This window comes from Pseudomonas sp. BP11-1-1 (genome assembly GCF_052112105.1).
GTDB classification, from domain to species: domain Bacteria; phylum Pseudomonadota; class Gammaproteobacteria; order Pseudomonadales; family Pseudomonadaceae; genus Aquipseudomonas; species Aquipseudomonas alvandae.
The window spans coordinates 141,134-166,926 of the sequence record NZ_JAUTYU010000006.1; the positions used below are offsets into that span (position 1 = coordinate 141,134).

Annotated in this window: 24 protein-coding genes; 9 read left to right on the plus strand and 15 right to left on the minus strand. The window is 62.0% G+C overall.

Annotated elements, in window-relative coordinates; all coding sequences use genetic code 11:
- Positions 1-26: 26 nt before the first annotated feature.
- Positions 27-1,424, minus strand: coding sequence for a NarK family nitrate/nitrite MFS transporter (locus Q7C33_RS14910; protein WP_030137651.1), 1,398 nt, complete (start codon positions 1,422-1,424; stop codon positions 27-29).
- Positions 1,402-2,703, minus strand: coding sequence for an MFS transporter (locus Q7C33_RS14915; protein WP_030137652.1), 1,302 nt, complete (start codon positions 2,701-2,703; stop codon positions 1,402-1,404). Before Q7C33_RS14915 ends, Q7C33_RS14910 begins: the two co-directional genes overlap by 23 nt.
- A 309-nt stretch (positions 2,704-3,012) precedes the next feature.
- On the opposite strand from Q7C33_RS14915, the gene Q7C33_RS14920 reads away from it, so the two are divergent.
- The 3 genes from Q7C33_RS14920 (at position 3,013) to Q7C33_RS14930 (ending at position 6,409) form a co-directional block, all read left to right on the plus strand.
- Positions 3,013-4,812 (plus strand): HAMP domain-containing protein, encoded by a 1,800-nt coding sequence (locus Q7C33_RS14920; RefSeq protein WP_323155889.1) that lies wholly within the window; start codon positions 3,013-3,015, stop codon positions 4,810-4,812.
- A complete protein-coding gene (narL, locus tag Q7C33_RS14925; protein WP_407683658.1) occupies positions 4,809-5,456 on the plus strand; it encodes a two-component system response regulator NarL in 648 nt (215 codons plus the stop codon). The genes Q7C33_RS14920 and narL overlap by 4 nt, the downstream gene beginning before the upstream one ends.
- Before the next feature lie 275 nt (positions 5,457-5,731).
- Positions 5,732-6,409, plus strand: coding sequence for a Crp/Fnr family transcriptional regulator (locus Q7C33_RS14930; RefSeq protein WP_030137655.1), 678 nt, complete (start codon positions 5,732-5,734; stop codon positions 6,407-6,409).
- Positions 6,410-6,791: 382 nt separating this feature from the next.
- Here the strand turns inward: Q7C33_RS14930 and Q7C33_RS14935 are convergent, their stop codons facing one another.
- From Q7C33_RS14935 to norR, 8 genes are all read right to left on the minus strand, one after another.
- The gene (locus Q7C33_RS14935) at positions 6,792-7,157 is read right to left on the minus strand and encodes a putative zinc-binding protein (RefSeq protein ID WP_030137656.1); all 366 of its coding nucleotides are present in this window, start codon (positions 7,155-7,157) and stop codon (positions 6,792-6,794) included.
- Positions 7,157-7,627, minus strand: a complete 471-nt coding sequence (gene ubiT, locus Q7C33_RS14940; protein ID WP_030137657.1) for a ubiquinone anaerobic biosynthesis accessory factor UbiT — start codon at positions 7,625-7,627, stop codon at positions 7,157-7,159. The genes Q7C33_RS14935 and ubiT overlap by 1 nt, the downstream gene beginning before the upstream one ends.
- Positions 7,621-8,511 (minus strand): U32 family peptidase, encoded by an 891-nt coding sequence (locus tag Q7C33_RS14945; protein ID WP_030137658.1) that lies wholly within the window; start codon positions 8,509-8,511, stop codon positions 7,621-7,623. The genes ubiT and Q7C33_RS14945 overlap by 7 nt, the downstream gene beginning before the upstream one ends.
- 10 nt (positions 8,512-8,521) lie before the next feature.
- Complete coding sequence (gene ubiU, locus Q7C33_RS14950) at positions 8,522-9,517, minus strand: ubiquinone anaerobic biosynthesis protein UbiU (protein ID WP_030137659.1); 996 nt, start codon at positions 9,515-9,517, stop codon at positions 8,522-8,524.
- 81 nt (positions 9,518-9,598) lie between these two features.
- Positions 9,599-10,834 (minus strand): molybdopterin molybdotransferase MoeA, encoded by a 1,236-nt coding sequence (locus tag Q7C33_RS14955; protein WP_407683659.1) that lies wholly within the window; start codon positions 10,832-10,834, stop codon positions 9,599-9,601.
- Positions 10,831-11,385, minus strand: coding sequence for a molybdenum cofactor biosynthesis protein B (moaB, locus tag Q7C33_RS14960; protein WP_030137661.1), 555 nt, complete (start codon positions 11,383-11,385; stop codon positions 10,831-10,833). Before moaB ends, Q7C33_RS14955 begins: the two co-directional genes overlap by 4 nt.
- A 119-nt stretch (positions 11,386-11,504) precedes the next feature.
- Positions 11,505-12,152: a pyridoxamine 5'-phosphate oxidase gene (gene pdxH, locus Q7C33_RS14965; RefSeq protein ID WP_030137662.1), complete on the minus strand. Its 648-nt coding sequence runs from the start codon at positions 12,150-12,152 to the stop codon at positions 11,505-11,507.
- Positions 12,153-12,351: 199 nt separating this feature from the next.
- Positions 12,352-13,872, minus strand: a complete 1,521-nt coding sequence (gene norR / locus Q7C33_RS14970) for a nitric oxide reductase transcriptional regulator NorR (protein ID WP_030137663.1) — start codon at positions 13,870-13,872, stop codon at positions 12,352-12,354.
- A gap of 161 nt (positions 13,873-14,033) precedes the next feature.
- Between norR and ytfE the strand changes: the two genes are divergently transcribed.
- On the plus strand, positions 14,034-14,708 hold the full coding sequence (ytfE, locus tag Q7C33_RS14975; protein ID WP_030137664.1) for an iron-sulfur cluster repair protein YtfE: 675 nt from the start codon (positions 14,034-14,036) through the stop codon (positions 14,706-14,708).
- 137 nt (positions 14,709-14,845) lie between these two features.
- Here the strand turns inward: ytfE and Q7C33_RS14980 are convergent, their stop codons facing one another.
- Both Q7C33_RS14980 and Q7C33_RS14985 read right to left on the minus strand, forming a co-directional pair.
- The gene (locus Q7C33_RS14980) at positions 14,846-15,283 is read right to left on the minus strand and encodes a hypothetical protein (protein ID WP_407683660.1); all 438 of its coding nucleotides are present in this window, start codon (positions 15,281-15,283) and stop codon (positions 14,846-14,848) included.
- Positions 15,284-15,309: 26 nt separating this feature from the next.
- Positions 15,310-16,500, minus strand: a complete 1,191-nt coding sequence (locus Q7C33_RS14985) for an NnrS family protein (protein ID WP_198798246.1) — start codon at positions 16,498-16,500, stop codon at positions 15,310-15,312.
- A 554-nt stretch (positions 16,501-17,054) separates the two neighbouring features.
- Here Q7C33_RS14985 and Q7C33_RS14990 point away from each other — a divergent pair.
- Together Q7C33_RS14990 and Q7C33_RS14995 are read left to right on the plus strand one after the other, a co-directional pair.
- Positions 17,055-17,738 (plus strand): Crp/Fnr family transcriptional regulator, encoded by a 684-nt coding sequence (locus Q7C33_RS14990; protein WP_030137667.1) that lies wholly within the window; start codon positions 17,055-17,057, stop codon positions 17,736-17,738.
- The gene (locus Q7C33_RS14995) at positions 17,735-17,935 is read left to right on the plus strand and encodes a protein DnrP (RefSeq protein WP_198798247.1); all 201 of its coding nucleotides are present in this window, start codon (positions 17,735-17,737) and stop codon (positions 17,933-17,935) included. The genes Q7C33_RS14990 and Q7C33_RS14995 overlap by 4 nt, the downstream gene beginning before the upstream one ends.
- Positions 17,936-17,939: 4 nt before the next feature.
- On the opposite strand, the gene Q7C33_RS15000 is transcribed toward Q7C33_RS14995, so the two are convergent.
- From Q7C33_RS15000 to Q7C33_RS15010, 3 genes are all read right to left on the minus strand, one after another.
- Entirely contained in the window at positions 17,940-19,778 is a 1,839-nt protein-coding gene (locus Q7C33_RS15000; protein ID WP_407683661.1) for a nitric oxide reductase activation protein NorD, read from the minus strand.
- A 181-nt stretch (positions 19,779-19,959) separates the two neighbouring features.
- On the minus strand, positions 19,960-21,387 hold the full coding sequence (locus tag Q7C33_RS15005) for a cbb3-type cytochrome c oxidase subunit I (RefSeq protein WP_198798249.1): 1,428 nt from the start codon (positions 21,385-21,387) through the stop codon (positions 19,960-19,962).
- A gap of 3 nt (positions 21,388-21,390) precedes the next feature.
- Positions 21,391-21,831: a c-type cytochrome gene (locus Q7C33_RS15010; protein ID WP_030137671.1), complete on the minus strand. Its 441-nt coding sequence runs from the start codon at positions 21,829-21,831 to the stop codon at positions 21,391-21,393.
- A 297-nt stretch (positions 21,832-22,128) separates the two neighbouring features.
- On the opposite strand from Q7C33_RS15010, the gene Q7C33_RS15015 reads away from it, so the two are divergent.
- From Q7C33_RS15015 to Q7C33_RS15025, 3 genes are read left to right on the plus strand one after another with little or no spacing between them, the layout of a single operon-like run.
- Positions 22,129-24,174 carry a lipase family protein gene (locus Q7C33_RS15015; protein WP_407683662.1) on the plus strand — a complete coding sequence of 682 codons (2,046 nt, stop codon included), beginning with the start codon at positions 22,129-22,131 and terminating at the stop codon, positions 24,172-24,174.
- Between the two features lie 28 nt (positions 24,175-24,202).
- The gene (locus Q7C33_RS15020) at positions 24,203-24,976 is read left to right on the plus strand and encodes a hypothetical protein (protein WP_407683663.1); all 774 of its coding nucleotides are present in this window, start codon (positions 24,203-24,205) and stop codon (positions 24,974-24,976) included.
- Positions 24,973-25,743: a hypothetical protein gene (locus Q7C33_RS15025; protein ID WP_407683664.1), complete on the plus strand. Its 771-nt coding sequence runs from the start codon at positions 24,973-24,975 to the stop codon at positions 25,741-25,743. The genes Q7C33_RS15020 and Q7C33_RS15025 overlap by 4 nt, the downstream gene beginning before the upstream one ends.
- Positions 25,744-25,793: the final 50 nt, after the last annotated feature.

Below are 25,793 nucleotides of genomic sequence, written 5' to 3' on the forward strand. Positions count from 1 at the left end.
CCCGCCCACGCAATAGTTGAATTCGTCTAGCAGGGAGTCGCCGCGCCTTTGCGGGCGTACCACCACCAGGTCACCACGATGCAGCTCAGGTAGAAGCCGACGAACATGTAGAAGGCCATCTCCGGGCCGCCGGTCAGGGCCATCGAAGTGCCGAAGGATTTGGGGATGAAGAAGGCTCCGAAGGCGCCCATGGCCGAGCTGAAACCCAGCACCGCCGCGGATTCCTTGCCGGCATTCTTCAGGGCTTGCTCGCGCTGTTCGGGCTTTTTGCCGAGGGCGGCTTTCTCATGCAGGGTGCGGAAGATCACCGGGATCATGCGGAAGGTCGAACCGTTGCCCACGCCGGTGGTGATGAACAGCAACATGAACATGCCCAGGAAGCCGTAGAAGCTGCCGCCCTCGCCGCCTTTTGGCAGAAAGTGCAGGACACCGAAAACCATCACGATCATCAGCACGAAGTTCCACAGGGTCACTTTCGCGCCACCGAGCTTGTCCGCCAGCCAGCCGCCCAGCGGCCGCACCAAGGCGCCCACCAGCGGGCCGAGGAAGGCGAATTTCAACGCGATCACCTCAGGAAACGAGGTCTTGATCAGCAGCGGGAACGCGGCGGAGAAACCGATGAACGAGCCGAAGGTCGCCAGGTACAACCAGCACATCAGCCAGTTGTGCTTGCGCTTGAAAATCACCGCCTGTTCGCTGAACGAAGCCCGGGCGCTGGACAGGTCGTTCATGCCAAACCAGGCAATCAGGGTCACGGCGAGGATGAACGGCACCCAGATGAAACCGGCGTTCTGCAACCACAGCGAGCTACCATCGGCCAACACCTGCGGCTGGCCGCCCATGAAGCCGAACACACCGAAGGAAATCACCAGCGGCACGCAAAACTGCATCACCGACACGCCGAGGTTGCCCAGCCCGGCGTTCAGGCCCAGGGCGGTGCCCTGTTGGGACTTCGGGTAGAAGAAGCTGATGTTGGACATGCTTGAGGCGAAGTTGCCGCCACCAAAACCGCACAGCAGCGCGATCAACACGAACACGCTGTAGGGCGTGGACGAATCCTGTACGGCGAAGCCCATCCACAGTGCCGGGATCAACAGGGATGCGGTGCTCAGGGCTGTCCAACGACGGCCACCGAAAATCGGCACCATGAACGAGTAGAAAATGCGCAAGGTCGCGCCGGACAGCCCCGGCAATGCCGCCAGCCAGAACAACTGGTCGGTGCTGAAGCTGAAGCCAATGGCGTTCAAGCGCACGATCACCGTGCTCCAGACCATCCACACCGCGAAGGCCAACAGCAGCGCCGGGATGGAAATCCACAGGTTGCGCCGGGCGGTCTGCTTGCCGCTGCGGCCCCAGAAGGCTGGGTCTTCCGGGCGCCAGTCATGAATGACCGGGCCTTTTTCAGGCGTTTGCAGAACGGACATGTTCTTCTCCTTGGGCAATGCTGGAAAACGGGGATGGGCTGGCCGGCGGTTGTTTACCCAGCAGCGGGCGCTTGCGCACCTCGCTGAGGTACATCCAGATCAACGAGACCCAGACCACGCCGTAGAGCAACATGAAGCAGGACGAGCGCACGCCGGTGAGGTCCACCAGGGCGCCAAACATGATCGGCAGCACGAAGCCACCCAGGCCGCCGGCCAGGCCGACGATGCCGGACACCGCGCCCATGTTCTGCGGGTAGTCATTGGCGATGTACTTGAAGACCGAGGCCTTGCCGAACGCGAAGGCGATGCCCATCACGAACAGCAGCACGGTGAAGAGCGTGGCGTTGAGGCCGATGTGGAAATCGACGATGCCGTTGACGGTCTGCACTTGCAGTTGGGTTTGCGGGTAGGACAGCAGGAACAGGCAGATCCAGCTCACCCAAAGCACCCACCAAGTCACGCTCTGGGCGCCCCAACGGTCGGACATCCAGCCGCCGACGGCCCGCAGCACGCCGCCCGGCAGGGAGAAACACGCCGCCAGCAGCGCCGCGCTTTGCAGGCTGAAACCGTATTCCTGCACGTAGTACTTAGTCATCCACAACGCCAGGGCCACGTAGCCGCCGAAGACGATCGAGTAGTACTGACAGTAGCGCCACACCGCAGGATCTTTCAGCGACTTGAGTTGCTCACGCAGCGTGGCGCCGCCGGCACTGCGGTGTTCTTTTTTCTCGGCAGTGAGAAACCAGAACAGCAGTGCCGTGATGAACAGGATCGCGCTGAACACCTTCGGCACCAGGTGCCATGTACCCACCGCGATCAAGGCCGGCGCGAGGAACTTGGTCACCGCGGCACCGGCGTTGCCTGCGCCAAACACGCCCATGGCAAAACCCTGGTTGTGTTTGTCGAACCACTTGGCGACGTAGGCAATGCCCACCGAAAACGAGCCGCCGGCCAGGCCGACGAACAGGCCCAGCACCAGGAACTGCCAGTAAGCCGTGGCCAGGGTGATCAAATAGAGCGGCAACACGCAGGACAACATCAGCAGGAAGAACACGATGCGTCCGCCGAAGCGGTCGGTGAGCAGGCCCAGGGGCAAGCGCACCAGTGAACCGGTGAGCACCGGCGTGGCGGCCAACAGGCCGAATTGTGTTTCGTTAAGGGCCAGCAGTTCCTTGATCGGAACGCCGAGCACGGCAAACATCATCCAGACCATGAAGCACACGGTGAAGGCCAGGGTACTCATCCCTAGTACCAGCCCTTGTTGCACTTGCGCTCGCATTACGCTGCACCCCAGTCAATTCGTTGAGCGCAGACTAGTGATGCCTACCCCGCGAAAACTTGACCTGGATCAACGAGCGCCAAGGGGGCATTGGCCTATGCTTGGCCCGTCTACCTCCAAGGAGGTAGATCCTGATATCGATAGAACCCTTTGTTTATCAATGTCTTGAGCAAGTCGGCCAAGGCTTTTATGGAAACGGAACGGCCGACAACTCTTTAGAGGTAGTGCGCCCAGGATCGGCTGCAACACCCCACGACCCAGGGCGCGCTTGATGCTCGGTCTACCGATTTTCTCCAGGAGCCAGCGTCCATGATGCGTTGGCTGCGCAGCTCCCTGCCCGCTCGCGCCGGGCTGGCGGTGATCCTCATCGCCATTCTCGCCCTGGCCAGTTCCTTGAGCGCCGGACTGATCGCCTGGTTCAGCCAGGGCGACGCGGCGGCTATCAATACCGCCGGCTCCGTACGCATGGAGACCTACCACCTGAGCTGGAAACTCGCGGCGGGTGACGCCGGTGACATCCCCTCGGTCGTCGACAGCCTGCAGCAACGCCTCGACAGCCCGGCCCTGCGCGTGGTGCTGGAAGACGGACCGGAAACCTCGCTGCACAAGAGCTATCGCGACCTCATGCAGCGCTGGAACCAGACCTTGCGCCCCGCCATCGAGCGCGGCGACTCGACGTTTTTCCAAGCGAGCGCCAGCTCCTTCGTCGAGCAACTGGACCAGTTCGTCACCCTGTTGCAGCGCCAGAGCGAACACAAACAAGGCTGGCAACAGGCGATCCAGGGCATCGCGTTGTTCAGCACCATGATCATCCTGCTGATCGGCCTGTATGAATTGCAGTACGGCGTGGTCATGCCGCTGCAAGAACTGGTGGACGCCACCCAGCGTTTTCGCCGTGGCGAATTCCAGGTGCGGGTCAATCACCAGTCCGAGGATGAGCTGGGCCAGTTGGCGACCAGTTTCAACACCATGGCCGAGACCATCGAGGAGTCCCACCGCACCCTCGAAGCCCAGGTGCAGCAAAAGACCCTGAACTTGCAACAGGCCAACGCCGCCCTTGAATTGCTCTACCAGAGCAGCCGCAGCCTGGCGACACGCCAGGCCAATGCCGAAGGCCTGGATGAGTTGATCCGGCGCTTCCAGCAGCGCCTGCCTGGCCTGCGCCTGACGCTGTGCCTGCAAGGACAGCTACAAGCACCGGCCCGGCACCTGCTGGCCTTGCATGGCGCCGCCAGCCGCCAGGTCTGCGCCACCAGCGATTGCGCCAGTTGCCACAAACACAACGCGGCGCGCCCGCAGGCTTTCAGCATCAGCAACCAGGGCACCGAGCTGGGTGAGCTCAAGGCGCATTTTGTCGACGGCCATGCCGCGCAGCCCTGGGAAATCGCGCTGATCCAGGCCTTGGCCAACCTGATCGGCACAACGTTGTCCCTCAAGCGCCAGCGCGAACAGGACCATCGCCTGCTGCTGCTCGACGAGCGCACCATCATTGCTCGGGAGCTGCACGACTCCCTGGCCCAGGCCCTGTCGTACATGAAACTGCAAGTCAGCCGCATGCAGACCCTGATGCGTCGCGGCGAACCGGTGCAGACCCTGGAAAACGTCACCGGCGAACTGCGTGAAGGCCTCAACAACGCTTATCGGCAACTGCGCGAATTGCTCACCACCTTCCGTTTGCAGATCCGCGACGATGGACTGGTGCAGGAACTCAAGGACACTGCCGAGGAGTTCTCCAACCGCGGCGATTTCCACGTGCACCTGTTCATTGACACCCTGGCCTTCGAGCTGTCGGCCAGCGAGCAGATCCACATCCTGCAGATCACCCGCGAAGCCCTGTCCAACTGCCTGCGTCATGCCCATGCCGAAAACGCCTGGCTCGAACTGCGCCAGGAAGGCGAGACCGTGCGCCTGTCCATCGAAGACGATGGCCGGGGCTTCAGCGGCGAAGTGGACCAGCGCGAACACCACGGCCTGAACATCATGAACGAACGCGCCCGCAGCCTGCGCGGCCAACTGGACATACTCTCCCGAACGCCCCAGGGCACCCGTCTCCAGGTGCGCTTCCAACCGGAATTCCTGGGCCATCACTCCGAAGGCATCGCAACATGAACGCCCCTTTTCGTCACACCCTGCTGCTGGTCGACGACCATCCGATGATGCGGCGCGGGATCCGCCAGATGCTGGAACTCGAAGACGATCTGCACATCGTCGGCGAAGCCAGCCATGGCGAAGAAGCCCTCGCGCTGATCGAACCGCTCAAGCCTGACCTGGTGCTGCTGGACAACAACATGCCGCAGATGAACGGCATCGAGACCCTGCGCCGCCTGCGGGCGATGGACTACACCGGCAAGGTCCTGCTGTTCACCGTGTCCGACGCCGAGGACGACATCCGCGACGCCCTGCGCCTGGATGCCAACGGTTACCTGCTCAAGGACATGGAGCCCGAGTTGCTGATCCAATACATCCGTGACGCCCTCAACGGCGCGCTGGTGATCAGCCCCGGCCTGACCCGCGTCATGGCCCAGGCCCTGCGCTCGCCGCCACGCCAGGCCGACGTGGAACTGACCGAACGTGAGCGCCAGGTTTTGAGGACGATTGCCGGGGGCTTCAGCAACAAGGTCATCGGCCACAAGCTGGGCATTACCGAAGGCACGGTGAAGGTGCACGTGAAGAACCTGCTGCACAAGCTAGGCTTGCGTTCGCGGGTCGAAGCGGCGGTTTGGGCGATGGAGCATTTGCGCGGGGCGGGCTAATCATTTTGGCCCCCAACACATATCCCGTGGCGAGGGGATTTATCCCCGCTGGGCTGCGAAGCGGCCCCCAAACCAGACAACTCGGTGTGCCTGGAAGATTGAGTCCACTGCCAGGGCTGCTGTGCAGCCCAACGGGGATAAATCCCCTCGCCACAGATTTGCGCCAGTAGTGAAAACTGGATCGACCGCCTCCCATCCCTCTTCCGAGGTAAGCCTGCCGAGGCATAGGCCGACTGCGAGTTGGGCTCTACCATAACGGCACGCGGAGGTACGCCATGCTGACCCACCCTTCCATCGTTCTACTGTTGCGACGTCATCACCTGTTCAGCCAATTGCCGGAGCGGGTCTTCGAAGACGTGTGCAACCTCGCCGTGCTCAAGCGACTGCCCTGCAACAGCACGCTGATGCACCAGGGCGATCCGGCCAAGCGGTTTTTCCTGCTGGTCAGCGGCCAGATCAAACTGTTCCGGGTCACCGGCGAGGGCCAGGAAAACCTGGTGGAAATCATCCAGCCCGGACAGACCTTCGCCGAAGCCCTGCTCTTCAGCCAGGCCCGCTGCTACCCGGTCAGCGCGTCGGCGATCAAGGACAGCGTGCTGGTGAGTATCGAGGGCACCCATTACCGCAAGGCCCTGGAAGACCAACCCAAGGTCTGCCTGGCGATCCTGGCGAGCATGAGCATCCATTTGCATCAGCGGCTCAAGGACATCGATAACCTGACCTTGGCCAGTGCCAGTCGGCGGGTCATCAATTTTCTTTTGCAGGAACGGGATCCGCGTGATGGTCAGGTGGTGTTGCAGGTGTCCAAGCGGCTGGTGGCTTCCAAATTGGGAATCCAGCCGGAGACGTTTTCGCGGATTCTTCATCGGTTGGTGGATGGGGGGTTGATTGCCATGGAGCGGCGGCAGATTCGTATCTTGTCCGAGGATGACTTGGAGGCCTATCAGCAGTAGTCGTGAGGCGGACCGAGTTCCCCTGTGGGAGCGAGCTTGCTCGCGAAGACGGTATGACAGTCAATGAAGATGTCGAATGTACAGGCCTCTTCGCGAGCAAGCCCGCTCCCACAGTGGGGCTGTGGTGTGCATGGAGTTTGGCCGCTGAAGATCCCGTGTGGGAGCGAGCTTGCTCGCGAAGGCGGAGCAACAGTCAATGAAGATATCGAATGTACAGGCCTCTTCGCGAGCAAGCTCGCTCCCACAGTGGGGCGGTGGCGTGCATCGAGTTTGTGGCCGCTGAAGATCCCGTGTGGGAGCGGGCTTGCTCGCGAAGGCGGCATGACCGTCAATGAAGATGCTGACTAGGAACCGGCGATTATCAAAGAGTCGGGGCGCATACCTACCCCATATCCATCAACGCAACCACCTGCGAAAACACCAGCTCCATCTCAGACTCACCGCAATCGACCCCAAACCGCTTGCGCAACCCCAGCTGGCTGAGGATCACATGCACATCCGCCGTCAAACCCTGCAATCGCAGACAAGCCTGCACGCACTGCAACGGACACCCGTCCAACGCAACGATCCGCCGCCCCGAACGCGCCTTGTTGACCAGCGGCGGCACCTGCCCGCCCACTCCGACAATGCATGACATCTCCGCCAGGCCCGCACGGTCCAGGCGCAGCGCAACAGTGTTGGCCAGTTGCGCCACGTTCGAACAACCGGAACACGAATACACCAAGGGAAGCGCGTCAGAATCTTTCATTACGCGGTCGCCAACCCCTTCCCCGCCCGCTCCAGATTGCGCCAGAGCCACGGCGGCAGGACATCCGGGTCGAGACTGTCGATCAGGTTCTTCAACGCCAGCCCCAACTCCGTATCTCCCTCGATCACCAACCGCCGCCGAAAGAACAACGTGTCCGGGTCTTCCTGACGACTGGCCAGCAACAGGAACTCCCGCCAGTTGCCGCTGATGGACACCTGCGCCTCGGCCCGTTCGGCGATGCGCAGGCCGTCGCGGCCGAGGGTCAGGTACCAGCACAACTTCAGATCAAGCACCCGCAGACATAACCAACGATCGCGCAGTACCTCGAACCCGCCCTCGCGCAGCGGCTCGGCCAGGCAGCGGTTGAGCGCCTGTTGCAAGGCCAGACGCTGCACCACGAACGGCACCTTGCCCACCAGCGGCAGCAAGCGATCGGCTCCTTTGAGCACCCACTTCTTCGGACTCAGCACAGGCCCGCCTCCTCTACTTTCAACATGCCGGCGTGGCCGTGCCAATAACCATTGCAACCGTCCACGAACAGCGGTGGTGCCTCGCCCTGGCGGACCTTGTCGAAGGCCGTGACCACGTCGGCCATGCCTTGGGCGCGCGGGCTGAGGCGCAGCATGTCGGCGCCGCAGGCGGCCAGCGCGGGGTAATCGGCGAGCAGGTTCGTCACCTCGCCCGACATCGTCTGGATGCCGTTGAGGGTGAACAATTGCTGCCCTTCCTGGCTGCTCAATGCCAGGCCGTCGGGGTAGTTGATGCAACAGAATTGGCAGTCGTCCTTGGGCCGGTTTTCGGCGCGGGCGGTAAAGCAGCGCGCCGAGTAGGCCAAGGGCAAATGACCGTAGGCGAAGATTTCCACTTCTGGCAGATCACGGTCCATGTCCCGCACTTGTTCCAGCACATCGGCGATCAGCGCCGCCGAGCACTCGACCGGCGGCACCCAACGAATCATGCCGCTGTCGAGCAGTTGCCCCAGGGCGTGGCCGTTGTACAGGTTCAGCGCCGAACCGCCCACGAAAGGCAGTTTGCGTTCGGCCATGAACTGCACGGCGCCCATGTCATTGGCTTCCACCAACACGTCGCCGTTGTCACACAAGCGGCGCAGCGAAGACAGCTCCGAGGCCGCCTCGATCAGCGTCAGGCTCGACAACACGATCTGCGCCTGGCTGCACGCCTGCAGCTCGCGCCCCAGGCCCAACCATTGATCCAGCGAGAAGGCCCGGCGTTTCGAGCAGACGGTTTCCCCCAGGTAGATCACGTCCAGCGGCAAGGCCGACATCTCTGCGTAGAAATTTCCCAATTGCGCTTTGTCCCAATAGAACAGGACCGGTCCCAGGCTGAGTTTCATCAGGCCTCCCTCATTGCCATGATCGATGGTACGCGCCCAGGGTGGTCTGGCTGCCTTCGGACAGACCGGCCAGCACCTGGCGCCATTCTTCCCGCACGCGGAAGCGTTGCGGCGCGACCTGATGGGCATCCAGCGCGGCGCGCCAGACCCGGGTCACTTGCTCGACGTAGGCCGGGCTGCGCTGGCGGCCTTCGATCTTCACCGCTTCGACGCCGATGGCCGCCAGTTCCGGCAGCAGGTCGAGGGTGTCGAGGCTGGTGGGTTCTTCCAGGGCGTGGAAGCGCTTGCCGCCCACCAGGAAGCGGCCTTTGCACAATGTCGGATAGCCGGCCGGTTCTTCCGGGGTGTAGCGGTCGATCAGCACTTCGCTCAGGCGGGCGCTCAACCCATCGGCGTCCTCGCTCCAGCGCACCGCCTTGGCTGGCGAGCAGACGCCGCACAGGTTCGGCGATTCGCCAGTGATGTATGAAGACAAGTGGCAACGGCCCTCGGCCATGATGCACAGGCTGCCGAAACCGAAGACCTCGATCGGCACCGGGCTGCCCGCCGCCACCTGCCGGACCTGGGCCAGGGACAACACCCGCGGCAGCACGGCGCGACGAATGTCATAGCGCTGCGCGTAGAACGCCAGCGCCGCCGCGTGGGTGGCCGAGCCTTGTACCGAAAGGTGCAGCGCCAAGCGAGGATGGCGCTGGCTGGCGTAGCTGAGCACGCCGGGATCGGCGGCGATCAACGCATCCACGCCGAAATCGGCGGCGCGATCCACCGCACGCTGCCAGCGCTCCCAGCCCTTGGGTTGCGGATATGTATTGACCGCCACGTAGAGTTTGCGTTGGTGCTGGCGGATATGGGCGACCGCTGCGTCGAACTGTTTGTCGTCCATGTTCAGCCCGGCGAAGTGCCGGGCATTGGTGTCATCGCGAAAGCCGACATAAACGGCATCGGCGCCTTGGCGCACCGCCGCTTTGAGGGCTGGCAGATTCCCTGCCGGGCAAACCAGTTGCATGGGGCATCCTCGTGAGGAAACTAAGGGCGCCGCCAGTCTAGCCAGCCAACCGGCGGCGACCTTGACGGCAGTCAATTGCCATCAATGCATCAGGCTCGCGAATGGCAGGTACATCACTGGATCGTGCTTGTGCACTTGAGCATCACGCTCCACCACCGCCAGGCCATCGGCCCAACAGGCCGCCGTCAGCATCGCCGAGCTTTGCTGTGGGTGCAGTTCAACGCACAGATGCCCGTCAACGCCCGCGACCAATCGAGCCCGCAGGTATTGCCGACGGCGATTGCGCTTCAACCAGTCGAACCCCGCCGGCACCAACAACGGCGTAGGCAATACATCCCGCATGCCCTGGGCCCGGAACAGGAATGGCCGCACGACGATCAACGCGGTAATCAGCGCCGCCGAAGGATTGCCCGGCAGGCCAATCCACGGCTTGCCCTCCACGTCACCGAACGCCAGGGGCTTGCCGGGCTGGATCGCCAGGCGCCAGAGATCGATGCTGCCCAAGGCTTCGATGGCGTGCTTGAGGTGATCCTCCTCACCCACCGAGACACCGCCCGAGGTGATCAGCACATCGCATTCGGCCGCGGCCAGGCGCAACGCTTGGCGACTGGCCAATAGCTGGTCGGGCATGACGCCGAAGTCATGGACTTCCAGGCCCCAGCCACGCAACAACGCGGCGAGGCTGTGGCGATTGCTGTTGTAGATCTGCCCCGGCGCCAACGGCTCGCCCGGCTCGCGCAGCTCATCGCCGCTGCTGAGCAAACCCACCTGCAACGGACGAAAGACCTCCACCCGATCGATCCCGGCACCGGCGAGCAATCCCAGTTCCTGGGCCCGCAGCCGCGTGCCGGCACCGAGCAATCGATCGCCCCGCCGCAGCTCTTCGCCTTCCTTGCGAACGTGGTCGCCGCGATTGACCGATGGCAGCCAGACCCGCTCGCCCTCGACCCGGCAGCTTTCCTGCGGCACGACCGTGTCGGCGCCCGGCGGCAACGGCGCACCGGTAAAAATGCGCACGACCCGGCCCGCCGACAGCGGCTCGCCCGGCCCGTCACCCGCGGCGATCCGCCCGGCCAGCGCCAGGTAACCGCCCGCAATGGGCAGGTCCTCGGCGCGCAAGGCGTAGCCGTCCATGGCGCTGTTGTCCCAGGCCGGCAGGTTCATCGGGCACAGGACATCAACGGCCAGCACCCGCGCCAGGGCCTGATCCAGGGCAACTCGTTGCACCGGCGGAGGCGGCGGCGCCTGGTCCAGCAGATGCCGGATCGCCTCATCCACAGGCGTCAATACCCCGCTGTCACACACCTTGCCGCTCATGGGCGTGTCTCGCAGGCTGTTGGTGCGATGCCTTCCTGGGGCTTGAGGTGCGGGGTGAAATTGCACGGCCCGGTGCGCCCGTCCAGTTGCCCGACGAGAATTTTCTCCCAGCCGGTCCGGCAAGCGCCTGGCGAACCCGGCAAGCACACCACCAGCACGCCGTTGCTCATGCCGGCCAACGCCCGTGATTGCAGGGTGGACATGCCGATCTCCGCCAGCGACACCTGGCGGAACAATTCGCCGAAGCCATCGACCTGCTTGTCGAGCAGCGGCGCCACCGCTTGGGGCGTGTTGTCACGCGCGGTGAAACCGGTGCCGCCGGTCATCAGCACCACCTGTACTTTGGGGTCGGCAATCCACTGCGAGACTTGTGCGCGGATCTGGTAGATGTCGTCCTTCACCAGCGCCCGGTCGATCAGGTTATGACCGGCGCTTTGCAGCAGGTCGGCCAGGGTCTGGCCTGATGAATCGGTTTCGAAGGTGCGGGTATCGCTGATGGTCAGTACCGCAATGTTCAGCGGTTGGAAAACGCGTTGGGTCAGATGGGCCATGGCCAGCCGTCCTGTCGGAAAAGATGGCCCAGCCTGAACTGCAATCAATGCCGGGCCTATTCCTCCATGGAGGTACCTCCCTTGGCCGAGCTGCGTAGGAGCTCCTACAAGGCATTCATTCAAGGCGCCAGGCGGCTGCGCTGCCAAACACCGTCGTGCAGCCGGAAATCCAGACGGTCATGCAGACGATCGGCGCGCCCCTGCCAGAACTCGACCCGCTCGGGCCGCAGGCAATAACCGCCCCAATGCTCGGGACGTGGCACCGGTTGATCGGCGAAACGTTGTTCGGTGTCCGTCAGCAAGGCCTCCAGCGCCGCCCGGTTCGTCAGCGGACGGCTTTGCGGCGAAGCCCAGGCGCCGAGACGGCTGGCGACGGAACGGGAATGGAAGTAGGCATCCGACAGTGCCGGATCGAGTTTGTGAACCGGACCTTCGATGCGCACCTGTCGCTCCAGGGCCGGCCAGAAGAACGTCATGGCCGCCCAGGGATTGGTCGTCAGGTCGCGCCCCTTGCCACTCTCATAGTTGCCGAAGAACGAAAAGCCGTCTGCGCTGAAACCCTTGAGCAGCAACACCCGGCAGTGTGGCCGACCCTGCTCGTCCACTGTCGCGAGGGCCATTGCATTGGCTTCCACGGGTGGACTTTCGGTCTCGCGAGCCTGTTGCATCCAGACATCAAACAGCGCCAAGGGATCGTCGGGCGACTGGGCTTCGTCCAGCCCATCGCGGGTGTATTGGCGGCGCATGTTGGCCAGGGAAAGGGGCATGACGGTGATCTCCACTTGGGTTTGGGCCAGTGTGGAGTCGGCTGGGATGGGTGGCCTTGATCGTTGTCAATGCCTGGGCCTGTGGTGGGTTTCAGGGCGCCATCGCGAGCAAGCTCGCTCCCACAGTTGAACTGCGGTGGACACAAGCCCCCTGTGGGAGCGAGCTTGCTCGCGATGCAGCCGCCTCGGTGTTCCGTCCCTACTTAAGCCCCAACCGCCGCGCCAACTTATGCAAATTGCTCGGATCAATCTCCAACAACCGCGCCGCCCCCGCCCAATTCTGCCCACAACGCTCCAAGGCCCTGAAGATCGCCTGGCGCTGGCATTCGTCCACCGTGACGCTCAGGGGCCGTAACGGTGCGTCCACCCTTTTCTCTGGCGTATCGATGGCGGCAGCGCTGGCGCTGACGTCCAGATCCAGCACTTGCGGTTCGAGGGTCATGATCACCCCGCGATTGGCGCCACGGCTCAACGCTTTCAGCGCCGCGCGACTGATGACGTGCTCCAGCTCCCGCACGTTCCCCGGCCAACTGTACGCCAGCAACGCCTGTTCGGCCGCCGGCGACAGGCGCAGCCCGCGCAAGCCCAGTCGCGTGCGATTCAATTCGAGAAAGTGCCCGGCCAGCATCAGCACATCGTGGCCGCGTTCGCGCAGCGGCGGGATCGGCACCGGGTAGACCGACAACCGGTGATACAGGTCGGCGCGAAACAGCCCGTCGCGAATGCTGTCGGGCAAGTGCCGGTTGGTCGCGGCGATGATCCGCACGTCAACGTGCAGCGGCTTGTCCGCTCCCAGGCGCTGTATCTCGCCGTTCTGCAAAGTGCGCAGCAACTTGGCCTGCACGCTCAACGGCAACTCGCCGACCTCATCGAGAAACAACGTGCCGCCATTGGCCGCGTCGAAGCGCCCGGCGCGGTCGGTGGTGGCGCCGGAAAACGCGCCTTTGACGTGGCCAAACAACTCGCTTTCGGCCAGGGATTCAGGCAGTGCCGCGCAGTTGACCTGCACCAACGGCTTATGCCCGCGCCGCGAGAGGCGGTGCAGCCGCCGGGCGAACAATTCCTTGCCCACGCCGGTTTCGCCCAGCAGCAACACCGGCAGTTCCGAGTCGGCGAGTACGTCCAGTTCGTTGAGCAATTGCTGCAGTCCTTCGCTGCGGCCAAGGATTTCGCCCTCTTCAGTCGGCAGGCGCAGGTCCGCCGGGTCACTGCGCGACGCCCGCAGGCTACGGTTCTCCTGCTCCAACCGGGTGACGCGCACCGCCGCCTCGATCTGCAAGGTGCAGCGCTTGAGCTCTTCCCGGGCGCGACTGTCGAACGTCCCGGCGTGCAACGCATCCAGGGTGATCGCGCCCCAGAGCTGACCTTCCACGTACAGGCTCACGCCCATGCAGTCGTGCACCGGCAGCGGCTCGCCGACATGATGAACGAGCAAGCCGTCATACGGGTCCGGCAAACGACTGTCCGGCTCGAACCAGGTCGGCTCGCGCGATGCCATGATTGCTGCCAGGCGCGGGTGCTGGGCGATCACGAATCGCCGGCCCAGTGCTTCGTGGACCAGGCCAACGGTCGCCACCGGCCGGAGGCTGTCCTCGTCCAGGCGCAGCAAACCGACGGCGCCGCTGTTGAAGTATTCGCGCAGGGTCTGCACCAGGCGCTGCAATCGCACCGCATTGGGCAGCTCGACGATCAGGTCGGCGGCCAGGCTTTCACGCAGCATGGTAGTGATGACCCTCCAGGGTTCGTTTGACCCTTCACTGTCAGGGTGACAATCACCCTGCCAAAAACTTATTACTTTATTTTCAACGGGTTGAATCTGGCACGTCGGCTGCAACGTGAGCGGTCATCTGTCCCTCCCGGGATTCAACCCAAGGAAACATGATGAGCCTCGACCTGCTGGAACAAAGCCTCGGCCAACTGGCCTGCGACATTCCCGGTGCTACCCGTACCTTCCATCATTACAGCCTCGATTTCTGCTGTGGCGGGCAAAAATCCTTGCGCGAAGCGGCGCTGAGCAAGGGCCTGAACCCGCTGCTGATCGCCGATGCCCTGCGCACTTTGCAAGCCGCTGGCGAACGCGGCCATGACTGGCGCGATGAACCCCAGGCGCTGTTGATCAGCCACATCCTCGAACGCTACCACGCCCGCCATCGCGAACAACTGCCGGAACTCATTCGCCTGGCACGGCGCGTCGAAACCGTTCATGGCGCACGCGCCAGTTGCCCCAACGGCCTGGCCGATCATCTGCAGGACATGTATCAGGAACTCGAAGGCCACATGCTCAAGGAAGAACAAGTGCTATTCCCGATGCTGCAACGCGGCCTGGGCGAACGCGCCTCGGCGCCGATCCAGGTGCTGCGCTATGAACACGACCAACATGGTGAAGCACTGGAAACCCTGCTCGCCCTGACCGACCAGATCACCCCGCCCGCCGACGCCTGCAACACCTGGCGCGCCCTGTACCGCGGACTGGTGGAGTTTCGCGATGACCTGATGCAGCACATCCACCTGGAAAACAACGTGTTGTTCGTCAATGCGATGAAGCCTGCCCACTGATTTTTCAGCCCCTGCATTACCCCTGTGGGAGCGAGCTTGCTCGCGATAGCGTCAGGTCAGCCAGCCTTGAAGTGACTGATCCACCGCTATCGCGAGCAAGCTCGCTCCCACAGGGTTCGGCGGTGTTTTCTTCAGCTTTAAAACTGCCAATAGAACATCGCCTTCGCCAACACCACGATCAACACCATATGCCCCAGGATACTGCGCCGCAGCCAACACGCCCGGCTCGGTGTCAGCCGGCCGCTCTTGAGCCAGTACGCCAGCCAGACGTAATGCCCGACGATGCTCAGGGCCAACAGGATCTTCAAGCTCAGCAACAGCCCGAAGCTGTTGCTCAACGGCTGGCTCAATGCGCCGCGATGCTGCCAGGCCAGGGCGATGCCGGCGCCATAGAGCACCAGCACCACGCCGTGAAGTACGTGCCTTGAGCGTTGGGCAATCGCCTGATCTACGCCCTCCCTGACCGCCTGCGACAAAGGCCGACGGGCGGCATGCCAGATGAACACCTCGAAGAACAGCGTGCCGATGAAGGCGATGGCCGCCAACAGGTGGATGATCAGCAAGACCCCATACATTTATCGATTCCCTCCCCGCAGTCGGCTCATCCCGGATGCCCATCCACCCGGCTCTTGAGCAGCATCGGCCCATAGCGCCAGGCGTACAGGCCAAACGCCAAGGTCCAGCACACTCCCGCCAGCCATAGCGCGGCGAACGGCAACAGCAGCACCAGCAGCACGCGGCTCAGGCACGCCAGGTTCAACAGGATGAACGCAAGGGTCATGCCCGCCGGTGGTTCGAGGGGGCGCCCGGTATGGCCCAGGCTGACACGGGCGATCATCGCCAGGATCAACCCGGCCATGGCGCCGATGGTCAGGCTGTGCACCGCCAGGCTCGGGTTCACCGGCACGCCGACGTGCCACAGCGCCATGCCCAGGCACGCCACCGCCAGCCAAGCGTAGGCCAGGTGCAGCGACCACAGCAGCGGCACCCGCCACTGGTCCCGGTCATGCCAACGCACCAACCGAATCCCGTGGCCCACCGCCAACGCGGCGAACAACAGGCCGACCCAGACGTTGGCCGCCAGCGCCGGACCGAAGGCATACAGCAGCGCCACCAGTGCGGAACCCGCCAGCAACAAGCGATCGAGCCACGGCCAGGGCGCCACACCTTCCACACGACCGAGGCCACGCTGGGTGAAGAACGGAATCACACGTCCGCCAATCAGCCCCATCATCGCCGCCACCAGCCACAAGCCGGTGAGCACGCTCTGGCGCTGCAAACTTTCGTTGTGCTGGATCAGGCCGTACACCGACAAGCCGTCAGCGGCAGCCAGCAGCAGCAAGACCAGCACGATCGGGTAATTGCGTTTCTGCCGCACACGCCACAACGTCAGACCCATCAACGCGGCGACACCCAAGGCGAAAGCCAGCTCCAGGACCGCCAGCAAGGGCAGCGGTGCATCAACCAACCAGGCCAGTCGCGCCCCCAGCCACACCAACGCCAGCGCTGCCAACCGCTTGCCGCTGAGCCCCGGCGTACCCGTCCAGGTTTGCACCGCTGTCAGCAGGAACCCGGCGATGATCGCCAGGCCGAAACCGAACAGCAATTCATGACGGTGCCATGCCAACCAACCACCGGCCGGCTGCCAGGCCGACAGCCGCCCGCTGAACACCGCCAGCCACAGCGGCACCACCAGCAGCGCGAGCACGCAGCCGCCCAGGAAGAACGGCCGGAACGCCAGGCGCCACAGCGGTGGAATCGCCATGGCCTTGCGACGATCAAGCACTTGCATACACCACTCCTCAGCCCCCGCCGGAACGCCCGCGAGGTGCGATAAAACCAGGTTCGAATGATCGGTTATCGACGCGCACGAGCCTTGTCTCAGATCAAGCCGGCGCATCGGCAACCGCATGCCTCGGCCAGAAGCTTGCAAAGGGCTTGCCGAACCCATTCGCAACTTGATCGGGAAACCTGTGGGAGCGAGCTTGCTCGCGATGACGATGGATCAGTCGGCACCGATGTTGGATGTTAGTACGCTATCGCGAGCAAGCTCGCTCCCACAGGGAGTGGTCATTTCAACCCCGTCATGGTGATTTCTACCCTTCAAGCCTGGGGTCATTTCTACCCTGCCCAGCCCCAACGTCCCATGAATCAAAGCCCCCAGGAATGGCCCAGCTCTTGCTCAAGCACGGCATCAGCTTCTACTTCCGGGGTTATCCATGAAATCCGTCGTCCTGCCGCTCACCTGGTTCGTCGTGCTCTCCTGCGTCGTGGCGCTTGCCAGCGGCCTGTCCCTGAGCCTGGTCTGACCCCGATCACTTCTTTGCTATCACAAGGATCCACGCCATGGTGCTCCACCGCGTCCATCACCAGATTCTGCGCAGCCATCACCTGTTCGAGCCGCTGAACGAGGAACAGCTCGACGAATTGATGAGCCACAGCCAACTGCTCAACATCGACAAGGGCGATCCGCTGTTTCGCCAGGGTGAACCGGCGCAAGCGTTCTACTTCGTGATCTCCGGGGCGGTGAAAATCTTCCGGTTGACCCCGGACGGCCAGGAAAAAGTCTTCGAGGTGATTGGCGAGCGCCAGACCTTCGCCGAAGCCATGATGCTGATGGACACGCCCAACTACGTCGCCTCCGCCGAAGCCGTGGGCCCGACGCAGCTGTATCGGCTGTCCAACGCCACGTACATGCGCCTGCTGCAAAGCAATAGCCGGCTGACCTTCGCCCTGCTCGGCAAGCTCTGCGTACGTTTGCACCAGCGGGTCAACGAGATCGAAACCCTGTCGCTGAAGAACGCCACCCACCGCGTGGTGCGCTACCTGCTGACGCAACTGGTGCGCCTGCAAACCGTCGACAGCCAGTTCGAATTGCCCATGGCCAAGCAGTTGATCGCCGGGCACCTGTCGATCCAACCGGAAACGTTCTCGCGGATCATCCGCCGCCTGATCGATGAAAAGATCATCACCCAGGACGGTCGCCAGATCGCCATTCTCGACCGCCCGCGCCTGGAGCAGTTCGAATGATCGCGCAGCCCACTTGCCTGTACTGCCAACACGCCAATGCCATCAGCCAAACCGAGTGCCGCCAATGCGGCATGCCCCTGCCGGCCGAAGCGGCGCTGGCCGGTGAGCGCCGGCTGCGGCGCTTCACCTGGTTCTGCGTTGGCTTGACGATCTTCTGCATCGTCATGTTCTTCTGGTTGCCACGCAGCATCGCCTGAATCCTCAATCCTGTGTCAACTGCCGATACAACTGCGGTAACCGCAACGGCAGTTGCTCGGGCTGGCGAATCAGCGTGTAGCCGTTGGCGCCAAACATGTACGGCAGATAATCCCCCGCTTCCCGGTCGATGGTGATGCAGAACGGCGTCAGCCCCTGGCGTCGCGCTTCCAGCACCGCTTGGCGGGTGTCCTCGACACCGTAGCGGCCTTCGTAGAGGTCCAGGTCATTGGGCTTGCCGTCACTGATCAACATCAACAATTTGCGCCGCCGCTTGCACCCCGCCATGCGCTGGGTCGCCTGGCGGATCGCCGCGCCCATGCGCGTGTAGTAACCCGGCTTGAGGCCCTGGATCCGCCCGCGGGTCTGGTCGTCGTAGCGCTGGTTGAAGGCCTTGAGTTCATGCATTCGCACGTTCTGCCGGCGCAAGGAGGAGAACCCGTACAGGGCAAAATCATCCCCCAGCACCGACAGGGTTTCGCCGAACAGCAACAGGCTGTCGCGGATCACATCGATGACCCGGTGCTCGTCATTGAGGTGGGCGTCGGTGGACATCGAAAGATCAGCCAACAGCAGGCAGGCCAGGTCGCGGCGAGTCTGGCGCTGATCCATGAACAGCCCGCGTTCGCTGGAATGACCGTGCTGGCGTTCGACGTGGAAATCCAGCCAGGCCTGCAAATCCAGTTCGCAGCCCTGGGTCTGCTGACGCAGCCATTGGCGATCATTGCGCAAGTGTTCGAACTGGCGACGCAGGCGCTGGGCCGGCCCTCGCAGGCGCAAGGGCAATGGCTGGGGTTCACAGTCACGCGGGACGAAGGTTTGCACGCTGACGAAATCGTCCTGCAGGCGCTGCTTGCGATAGTCCCATTCCGGCAAGAGGATGCCTTCGCCGAGCGGCACGTCATCGACATCCGCCGGTGGCAAGTCCAGGTGCAACTTCAAGCCACCGCCCTTGCGCAGGCGCGTGCGGGAAAGGGTCAGTTGATCGAGGTCCTCTGCGACGCGGGCAGCGTCCGGGTCTTCGCTGTCGTCCGACCAGCGATCCAGGTCCACGTGCTCGGTCCAGCTGAACAGGTTTTCCAGGCGCACGATCAGCAGGCCACCGTCGCGGGTGGTGTCGTCGATGCGTTCGGCGCGCTTGCGACCGCCCTGCTGTTCGCCGGGCGGCGTTGCCAGGTATTGCTCGGACTCTTCGAGATCAGCGGCCTGGGGATTGGCCAGATGTTGCGGTGGATACAGCCACAACGGCAACGGCCAGGCCGCCCGTTCGCTGCGGGGGAAATGCTCGACACTGCCCGGCTCGCGTAAGGCTTGGCACAACGCGCGCTCCAGGGCGGCTTCGGCGGGATTCAATGAATCCGGATCAGGGCGCAAGGACAGGTGCGCCTCCACCAATCGCCGGTAACGAGGTCGCAGCGCTGGGTAGCGTTTCAACACCGCCAGGGTCCAGCGCTGGTTGTCCCGCCCCCAATGCCGCATCGGTCCAGACTGCGCGGCCAGCAACGCCAGCCAGCGATACAGTTCTTCGTTGAGCCCGACATCGGGAAACGCCGCCAGGCTCGCCGGCAGCCGCAGGTTGTCGCCATCGCACCAGGCCAGCGGCACTTGCTTGCAGGTGCCGGCGATCTGCTGCAACAGGTTGCGTCGCAGCAGTGAATCCCGGTCGCTGACCGCTTCGACGCCCTGATGCCGGGCACCGCCCGTGGCGCGAAACAGCACCTGCAGCGAGCGTTGCCGTGGAATCAGCTCGACCCGCGCCTCGGGAAAATCGGCACTGGCCCGGCGGGTGATGAAACGGTGCCAGACACTGCCGACCCACTCTTCCAGCTCGAGGGTGAATGCCATGGTTATTTCCTCTTAAGCGGAACCCATTGTGGCGAGGGGATTTATCCCCGCTGGGCGGCGAAGCAGCCCCAGAAATGTCTGCTACTGCGGTGTTTCAGACAGAATGTAGGGGGCCGCTTCGCGCCCCAGCGGGGATAAATCCCCTCGCCACAAATGGGTCCGGCTTAGTCGTTGTGGTGATTCATGAAGCCACCACCGCCGCCGGCGCCCGCAGCGCCGCGCGACCACGCTGGCGGAAGCTCAGCAGGTAGCACAGCAACCCGGCCAGGAACCCAAGGCCGCTGACCAGTCGTGCCCAGAACAGCGGCTTCAAATGATCCATCGTCGCCATGAACGGCAAGGCACTGCCATCCGTCATCCAGCGTTGCAGCCACACCTGCACGACACCCGCCGCGGTGAGGAACAAGGTGATCATCACCATCGACAAGGTCATCAGCCAGAAGCCCCAGATCTCCAGCCGTTGCGAGCGCTCGTCCGCCGCTTCACCCAAGCCGCGCAAGCGTGGCATGGCGTAGCTGATCAGCGTCATCACGATCATTGCATAGGCGCCGTAGAAGGCCAGGTGACCGTGGGCCGCGGTCAGTTGCGAACCGTGGGTGTAGTAGTTGACTGGCGCCAAGGTGTGGAGGAAACCCCAGACGCCAGCGCCGAAGAACGCGGTGACCGTGGTGCCCTTGGCCCACAACGTAGCGGCGCGGTTCGGGTGATGCCGGCGACGGTTTTTCACCATGCTGAAGGCGAACACCACCATCGCCAGGAACGGCAGCGGTTCCATCGCCGAGAAGATCGAGCCGACCCACAACCAGACCTCGGGCGCGCCGATCCAGAAGAAGTGGTGACCGGTGCCGATGATCCCGGTGATCAGCGCCATGGCGATGATCACGTACAGCCACTTCTCCACCACTTCCCGGTCCACGCCGGTGATCTTGATCAGGACGAAGGCGAGCATCGAGCCCATGATCAATTCCCACACGCCTTCCACCCAAAGATGCACCACCCACCACCAGTAATACTTGTCGCGGGCGAGGTTTTCCGGGTTGTAGAAGGAGAACAGGAAGAACACCGCCAGGCCGATCAGCCCGGTCATCATCACCATGCTGACGGTGGTCTTGCGACCCTTGAGCATGGTCATGCCGATGTTGTAGAGAAAGCCCAGGCACACCACCACGATGCCCATCTTGGTGATCGTCGGCTGTTCCAGGAACTCGCGGCCCATGGTCGGCAGCAGGTCGTTGCCGGTGAACTTCGCCAGCGTCGCATAAGGCACCGAGAGGTAGCCCAGGATCGTCGCCACGCCGGCAGCGGCGAACACCCAGAACAGCAACAGCGCCAGTTTCGGGCTGTGCAGCTCGCGATCGGCCTCCTCCGGTATCAGGTAATAGGCCGCGCCCATGAAGCCGAACAGCAGCCAGACGATCAGCAGGTTGGTGTGGACCATGCGGGCCACGTTGAAAGGAATCAGCGGGAACAGGAAGTCGCCGACCACGTATTGCAAACCCATGATCAAACCGAACAGCACCTGCCCGAGGAACAGCATCAGGGCAAACACGAAATAAGGTTTGGCGACGGCCTGCGAGGCGAATTTCAGATGCGGATTAGCCATGCTCATCTCTCAGCCCTCCTTGTTTGGCGGCCAGCCATTGGTGTTGATTTTCGAGCTCCACTTGAGGAACTCGGCGATGTCGTCGACCTCCTGCTCGCTCAGGTTGAACTGCGGCATGGCCCGGCGACCGGGGACGTTCAGCGGTTGCATCTTCATCCACGCCTGGAGAAACGGCTTGAACGCCTCCTCGCCCCCGCGCCGGTTCACCACGTTGCCCAGCTCCGGCGCGAAATACGCGCCCTCGCCCAGCAGTGTGTGGCAGCCGATGCAGTTGTTGCGCTCCCAGACGCCCTTGCCGCGTATCACCGACTCCGTCAACTGCGCCTGGTTGCTGCGCTCCGGAAAGGTCTGTTCCGTGTGGTAGGTCAGGGCCAGGAATATCAGGAAGAAGAAAATGCTTCCCCCGAAGTAAATATTCCTGGCCATGCCTTTGGTGAAGGTATCTGACATGGTCACTTCCTCATTGCTTGGCGTGCCCATTCTAGAAAGCGAGGGGTCCGGAACCGCTTGATGGCGATCAAGAATCTCCGATGGTTTTGGTGGGTTGTTGTTGGCGGGAATGGGCTTGGAGGGTTTGTGGCCTACAGCGTGGAGTGATGGATCCTTCGGAAATTTCCCAAAGTTGTAAAAGCGGGACGGCGTTGGTGGAGTAAGGCGTTGGGATGGGGCAGGCTCGCTTCGGAAATGACTGCATCCGTTGGGCAAGGCGCCCATTCGCAGTGAAGGAAAACCATCAAGGAACGATCAATGAACGACACTCGGCACCGTACGGATACGCTTAATCCATTCAAAGTCATCATCGTCGGCAAACAGAAACAGCACTGGATCGAATTCCAACTGCTGGACGAACAAGGTGAACCCTTGGCGAATATGCCCTTCCGTGCGCAGAACGAGGCCACGCGCACGGCCTATGTTCCCGAATACGCCGGCGTCAGCGATGCCGACGGGGTGATCCGTATCGAGGGTTTGCACCCATTGGCCATCACCTTGTTGCTGGAGGCCAATTCGCTGGCCGGGCAATTGCAAACCCGTCGTTTGCGCGCCGAACGGCCTGAGCCACACAGGCCTATAATTGGCGACCGTACCCCGCTGTACAGTCCGCAGCGTTCGGGTTTTTCTCCAATCGAACGACAGGCCATTGAAGCCGGGCATGACTACCACTACCTGCGTATCGGCCAGTTGTGCGATCAGTTGCCCAATCTGTCCCCGCCATTGACCGACGCCAGTCAACCGCCAGCCTTTCATTTTCCGGACCGGACGTTCAGTGGTTTTACGGTCGACGATGAACAACTGGACCGCCGCCATGTGCTGGAGGTTTGTCCGCTCCGGGCCTGGTCGCTGGTGCTGCATCACCAGCCCCATTACAGCCTTGCCAACGCCTACAACCTGGGGCTGATGAGCATCTTGTCGTACAGCACATGGCCGGAGCAGGACCGGGGTTCCGTCAAGGAATTTTTCGACCAGCAATGCGTGGATCTTTCACGTACGCCGAGGATATGGGACGGGGGTCAGAATTGGCCTTGTCTGGTCAGTGATGTGCCTTTTGATGACCGCTATACAACGGCCGAACCGTTGGACACCAGCAAAGCAGAACCACCGGAAGGAGACACGCAGCTTTTCTATGCCATCAGTGCAACCCAGGTGCTGGTGGCTTGGCGCGGCACAGAGATGGCCTACCCCTTTACCGACCTGGCGACAGACGTGACCTTTCGACCGGTCCAGCCAGAAGTTGCGGCCAACTGCGAACCCAAGGTGCCCTGTGCGGATTTGACTTCGGAAGGGAGCGTGCATCTGGGCTTTCGCGATGCCTATGAGGTCGCAAGAAGAGTTTATGCGAAGGATTTGGGCGAAGAGATTCCTGAAGCTATAGGTGGTAAACAGTTGTTCATCTGTGGGCACAGCCTTGGCGGCGCCCTCGGTCTGATTCATGCCGCCTCGCTGAAAGCGCGCAACCCATTGCTATACACCTACGGCATGCCGCGCACCTTCACCCTCAAGGCCGTACAGGACCTAGACGAGTTGCAGCACTTCCGGCACGTCAACGACACCGACACCATCCCCAGCGCACCACCCGAAGCGGCGCTGGATAATTACCTGTACGACTTGTACGGCCCGTTGGGCACCACCCTGGGATTTACCTGGTCGTTGCTTCAGCTAACGGCCAGCGCGGTGTTCAAGCATGGCGATCCTTTTTGTCACCACGGCGAAATCGCCATGTTCTTCAGGGCCGAACAACACCTGCAGGAACGTGGCTCGCAATACCCGGCCTATCGCAACAAGGACGGGCTCGGCGCGCCTTACTACACCACCATCGCTCGTCCCCTGCATGAAAAGGCCAAGTTCTACCTCGTACCCAGCCTGAGTCCTGAGGACGACCAACAGGCCAAGCAAGCGCAAGAAGGCCTGATCGGCACGCTGCGACCGGGTGATCGGGCCCGATATTTCCCACCCCAGGGCAACCCCAAGAAGGGCCGACTGAGTGGCCTCGGCAACCATTTCATGTCTGAGTATCAACCCTACCTGCATAACCATCTGCTGGAGTCGATCAACCCCGAGCGGGAGCCCTTGATGAGGGAGCAGCTTGAGCGACAACGCTTTGAGCAGCAGATGCACGAGCATTACAGCCACATCCACGAACACGAGCGGGACCGTAATCGGGTCTTCCTGGGTTTGCAGGGTTTGCTGCCCCAGGCGTTGGGCTCCACACAGGAGGTCGAGGGCGGTATCGAGGCGTTACAGCGCTTCGATGCCGTGGCCAACCCGAATACCTACTTTACGAAAACCTGGAGCTGAGTCCGTCGACACGACCAAGGAGTGGATCATGATCAAGAAAATACCCCTCGCCATAATGACAACGGTCGTAAGTCTCAGCGGCTGCGCCAAGGACTACAGCCTGGCGCCACCGGCGGACAGCGAAAAAGTGACGGTGACAGTGAAAGTGCCTAAGGATCTGACAGCGAGACCCATGCAGGTCATTTACCGTTCCACCATCTGTACATTCACCGACCACACGGCAATGGGTAAGCCTTATCAACGTGACGATTATCAGCGAACTGATATATGGCCTGTTCGCCAAGGACAGGGTGACCTCTATCGAGCCGAGCTGCCTATGGACGGTGGCGGCGCGTGCCAATGGCGCTTGAGCAATGTGACCTTCGGCGTCGCTTATGCCACGCCGACTCCATTTGGCGAAAACGTAACTTATCGTGCCGGAGGGGGTGTTGTAGTGATTTTTGACCGCAACAACTCGCCACGCGGTGGGGCTGACTTCAACGTCGAAGGAGATTTGATTATTAAAAAAGACTACTACCCATGGATTGATGAAGAATTTTTAGGACCATATAAGAAAACTGTCAGCTTAGCTGGCGAAGGAAATATCTATCTAAGCTATCGAGCGGTACAAGCACAGGCAGTGCACTTTGAGCCCATCCTGCACTCCAGCTATGTAGTCTATTCAGCCGGACCCAACATTAAGAGGAAAGGTAATCACACCACCTTTACTTATCCTGATGGCAGTACAGTGGCTGATGGAAGGGCCAAGCCTGATTTCACAAAACTCCAAGCCATTCGCCTGGCCGCGGAGAACAAAAAATGAAATCCATTCTCCCGGTTATATTTATCACTTCGTTCGCGAGCCTCAATGGCTGCGCCAAGGACTACAGCCTGGCGCCACCGGCGGACAGCGAAAAAGTGACGGTAACGGTAAAACTGCCTAAGGAGCTGAAAACCGAAACCATGTGGGTGATGTATCGCTCGGCCACTTGTAAGCGCATCAGCTATGGCGCTAGCGGCCAACGTACCGAACGGGATGGCCATAACTCCGTTTATAAAGAATTCGAACGCCAGGGGCAGAGTGATATTTATCAAGTGGAGCTACCCAAAGATGGGGGCGGTGCATGCCAATGGCACCTGGCCAATGTCACCTTCGGTGTCGTTTATGCCGACCCGACTCGTTTTGGCGAGAGCGTGGTTGTTGGTGGCGGCGGCGGCATTGTGGTCATCTTCGATCACAACAACTCTCCACGGGGAGGAGCAGACTTCAAGATCGATGGTGACTTAATGATCAAGAAGGATTACTACCCATGGTTAAAGGAAAACTTCCTAGACGGATATGTAAAGCGCATCGGTTTGGCAGGCGAAGCTAGTCTCTACCTCAAGTATCAAGCCCTACAGGCCCGGCAAGTATTTTTCGAACCCATACTGCATTCCAATTACCTGGTCACCTCCGAAGGAACGAAAATACATAAAGTTGGAAGCTTCATTAAATTTACCTACCCCGACGGCACCGTGGTGGCCGATGGTTCACATAATCCGGACCTGCGCAAGCTCCAAGCCATTCGCCTGGCTGCGGAGAACAAATAAGAGGTCGGTCCCTACGTCCGTATTCCAGACCAACCACTCCCCTAATTGGC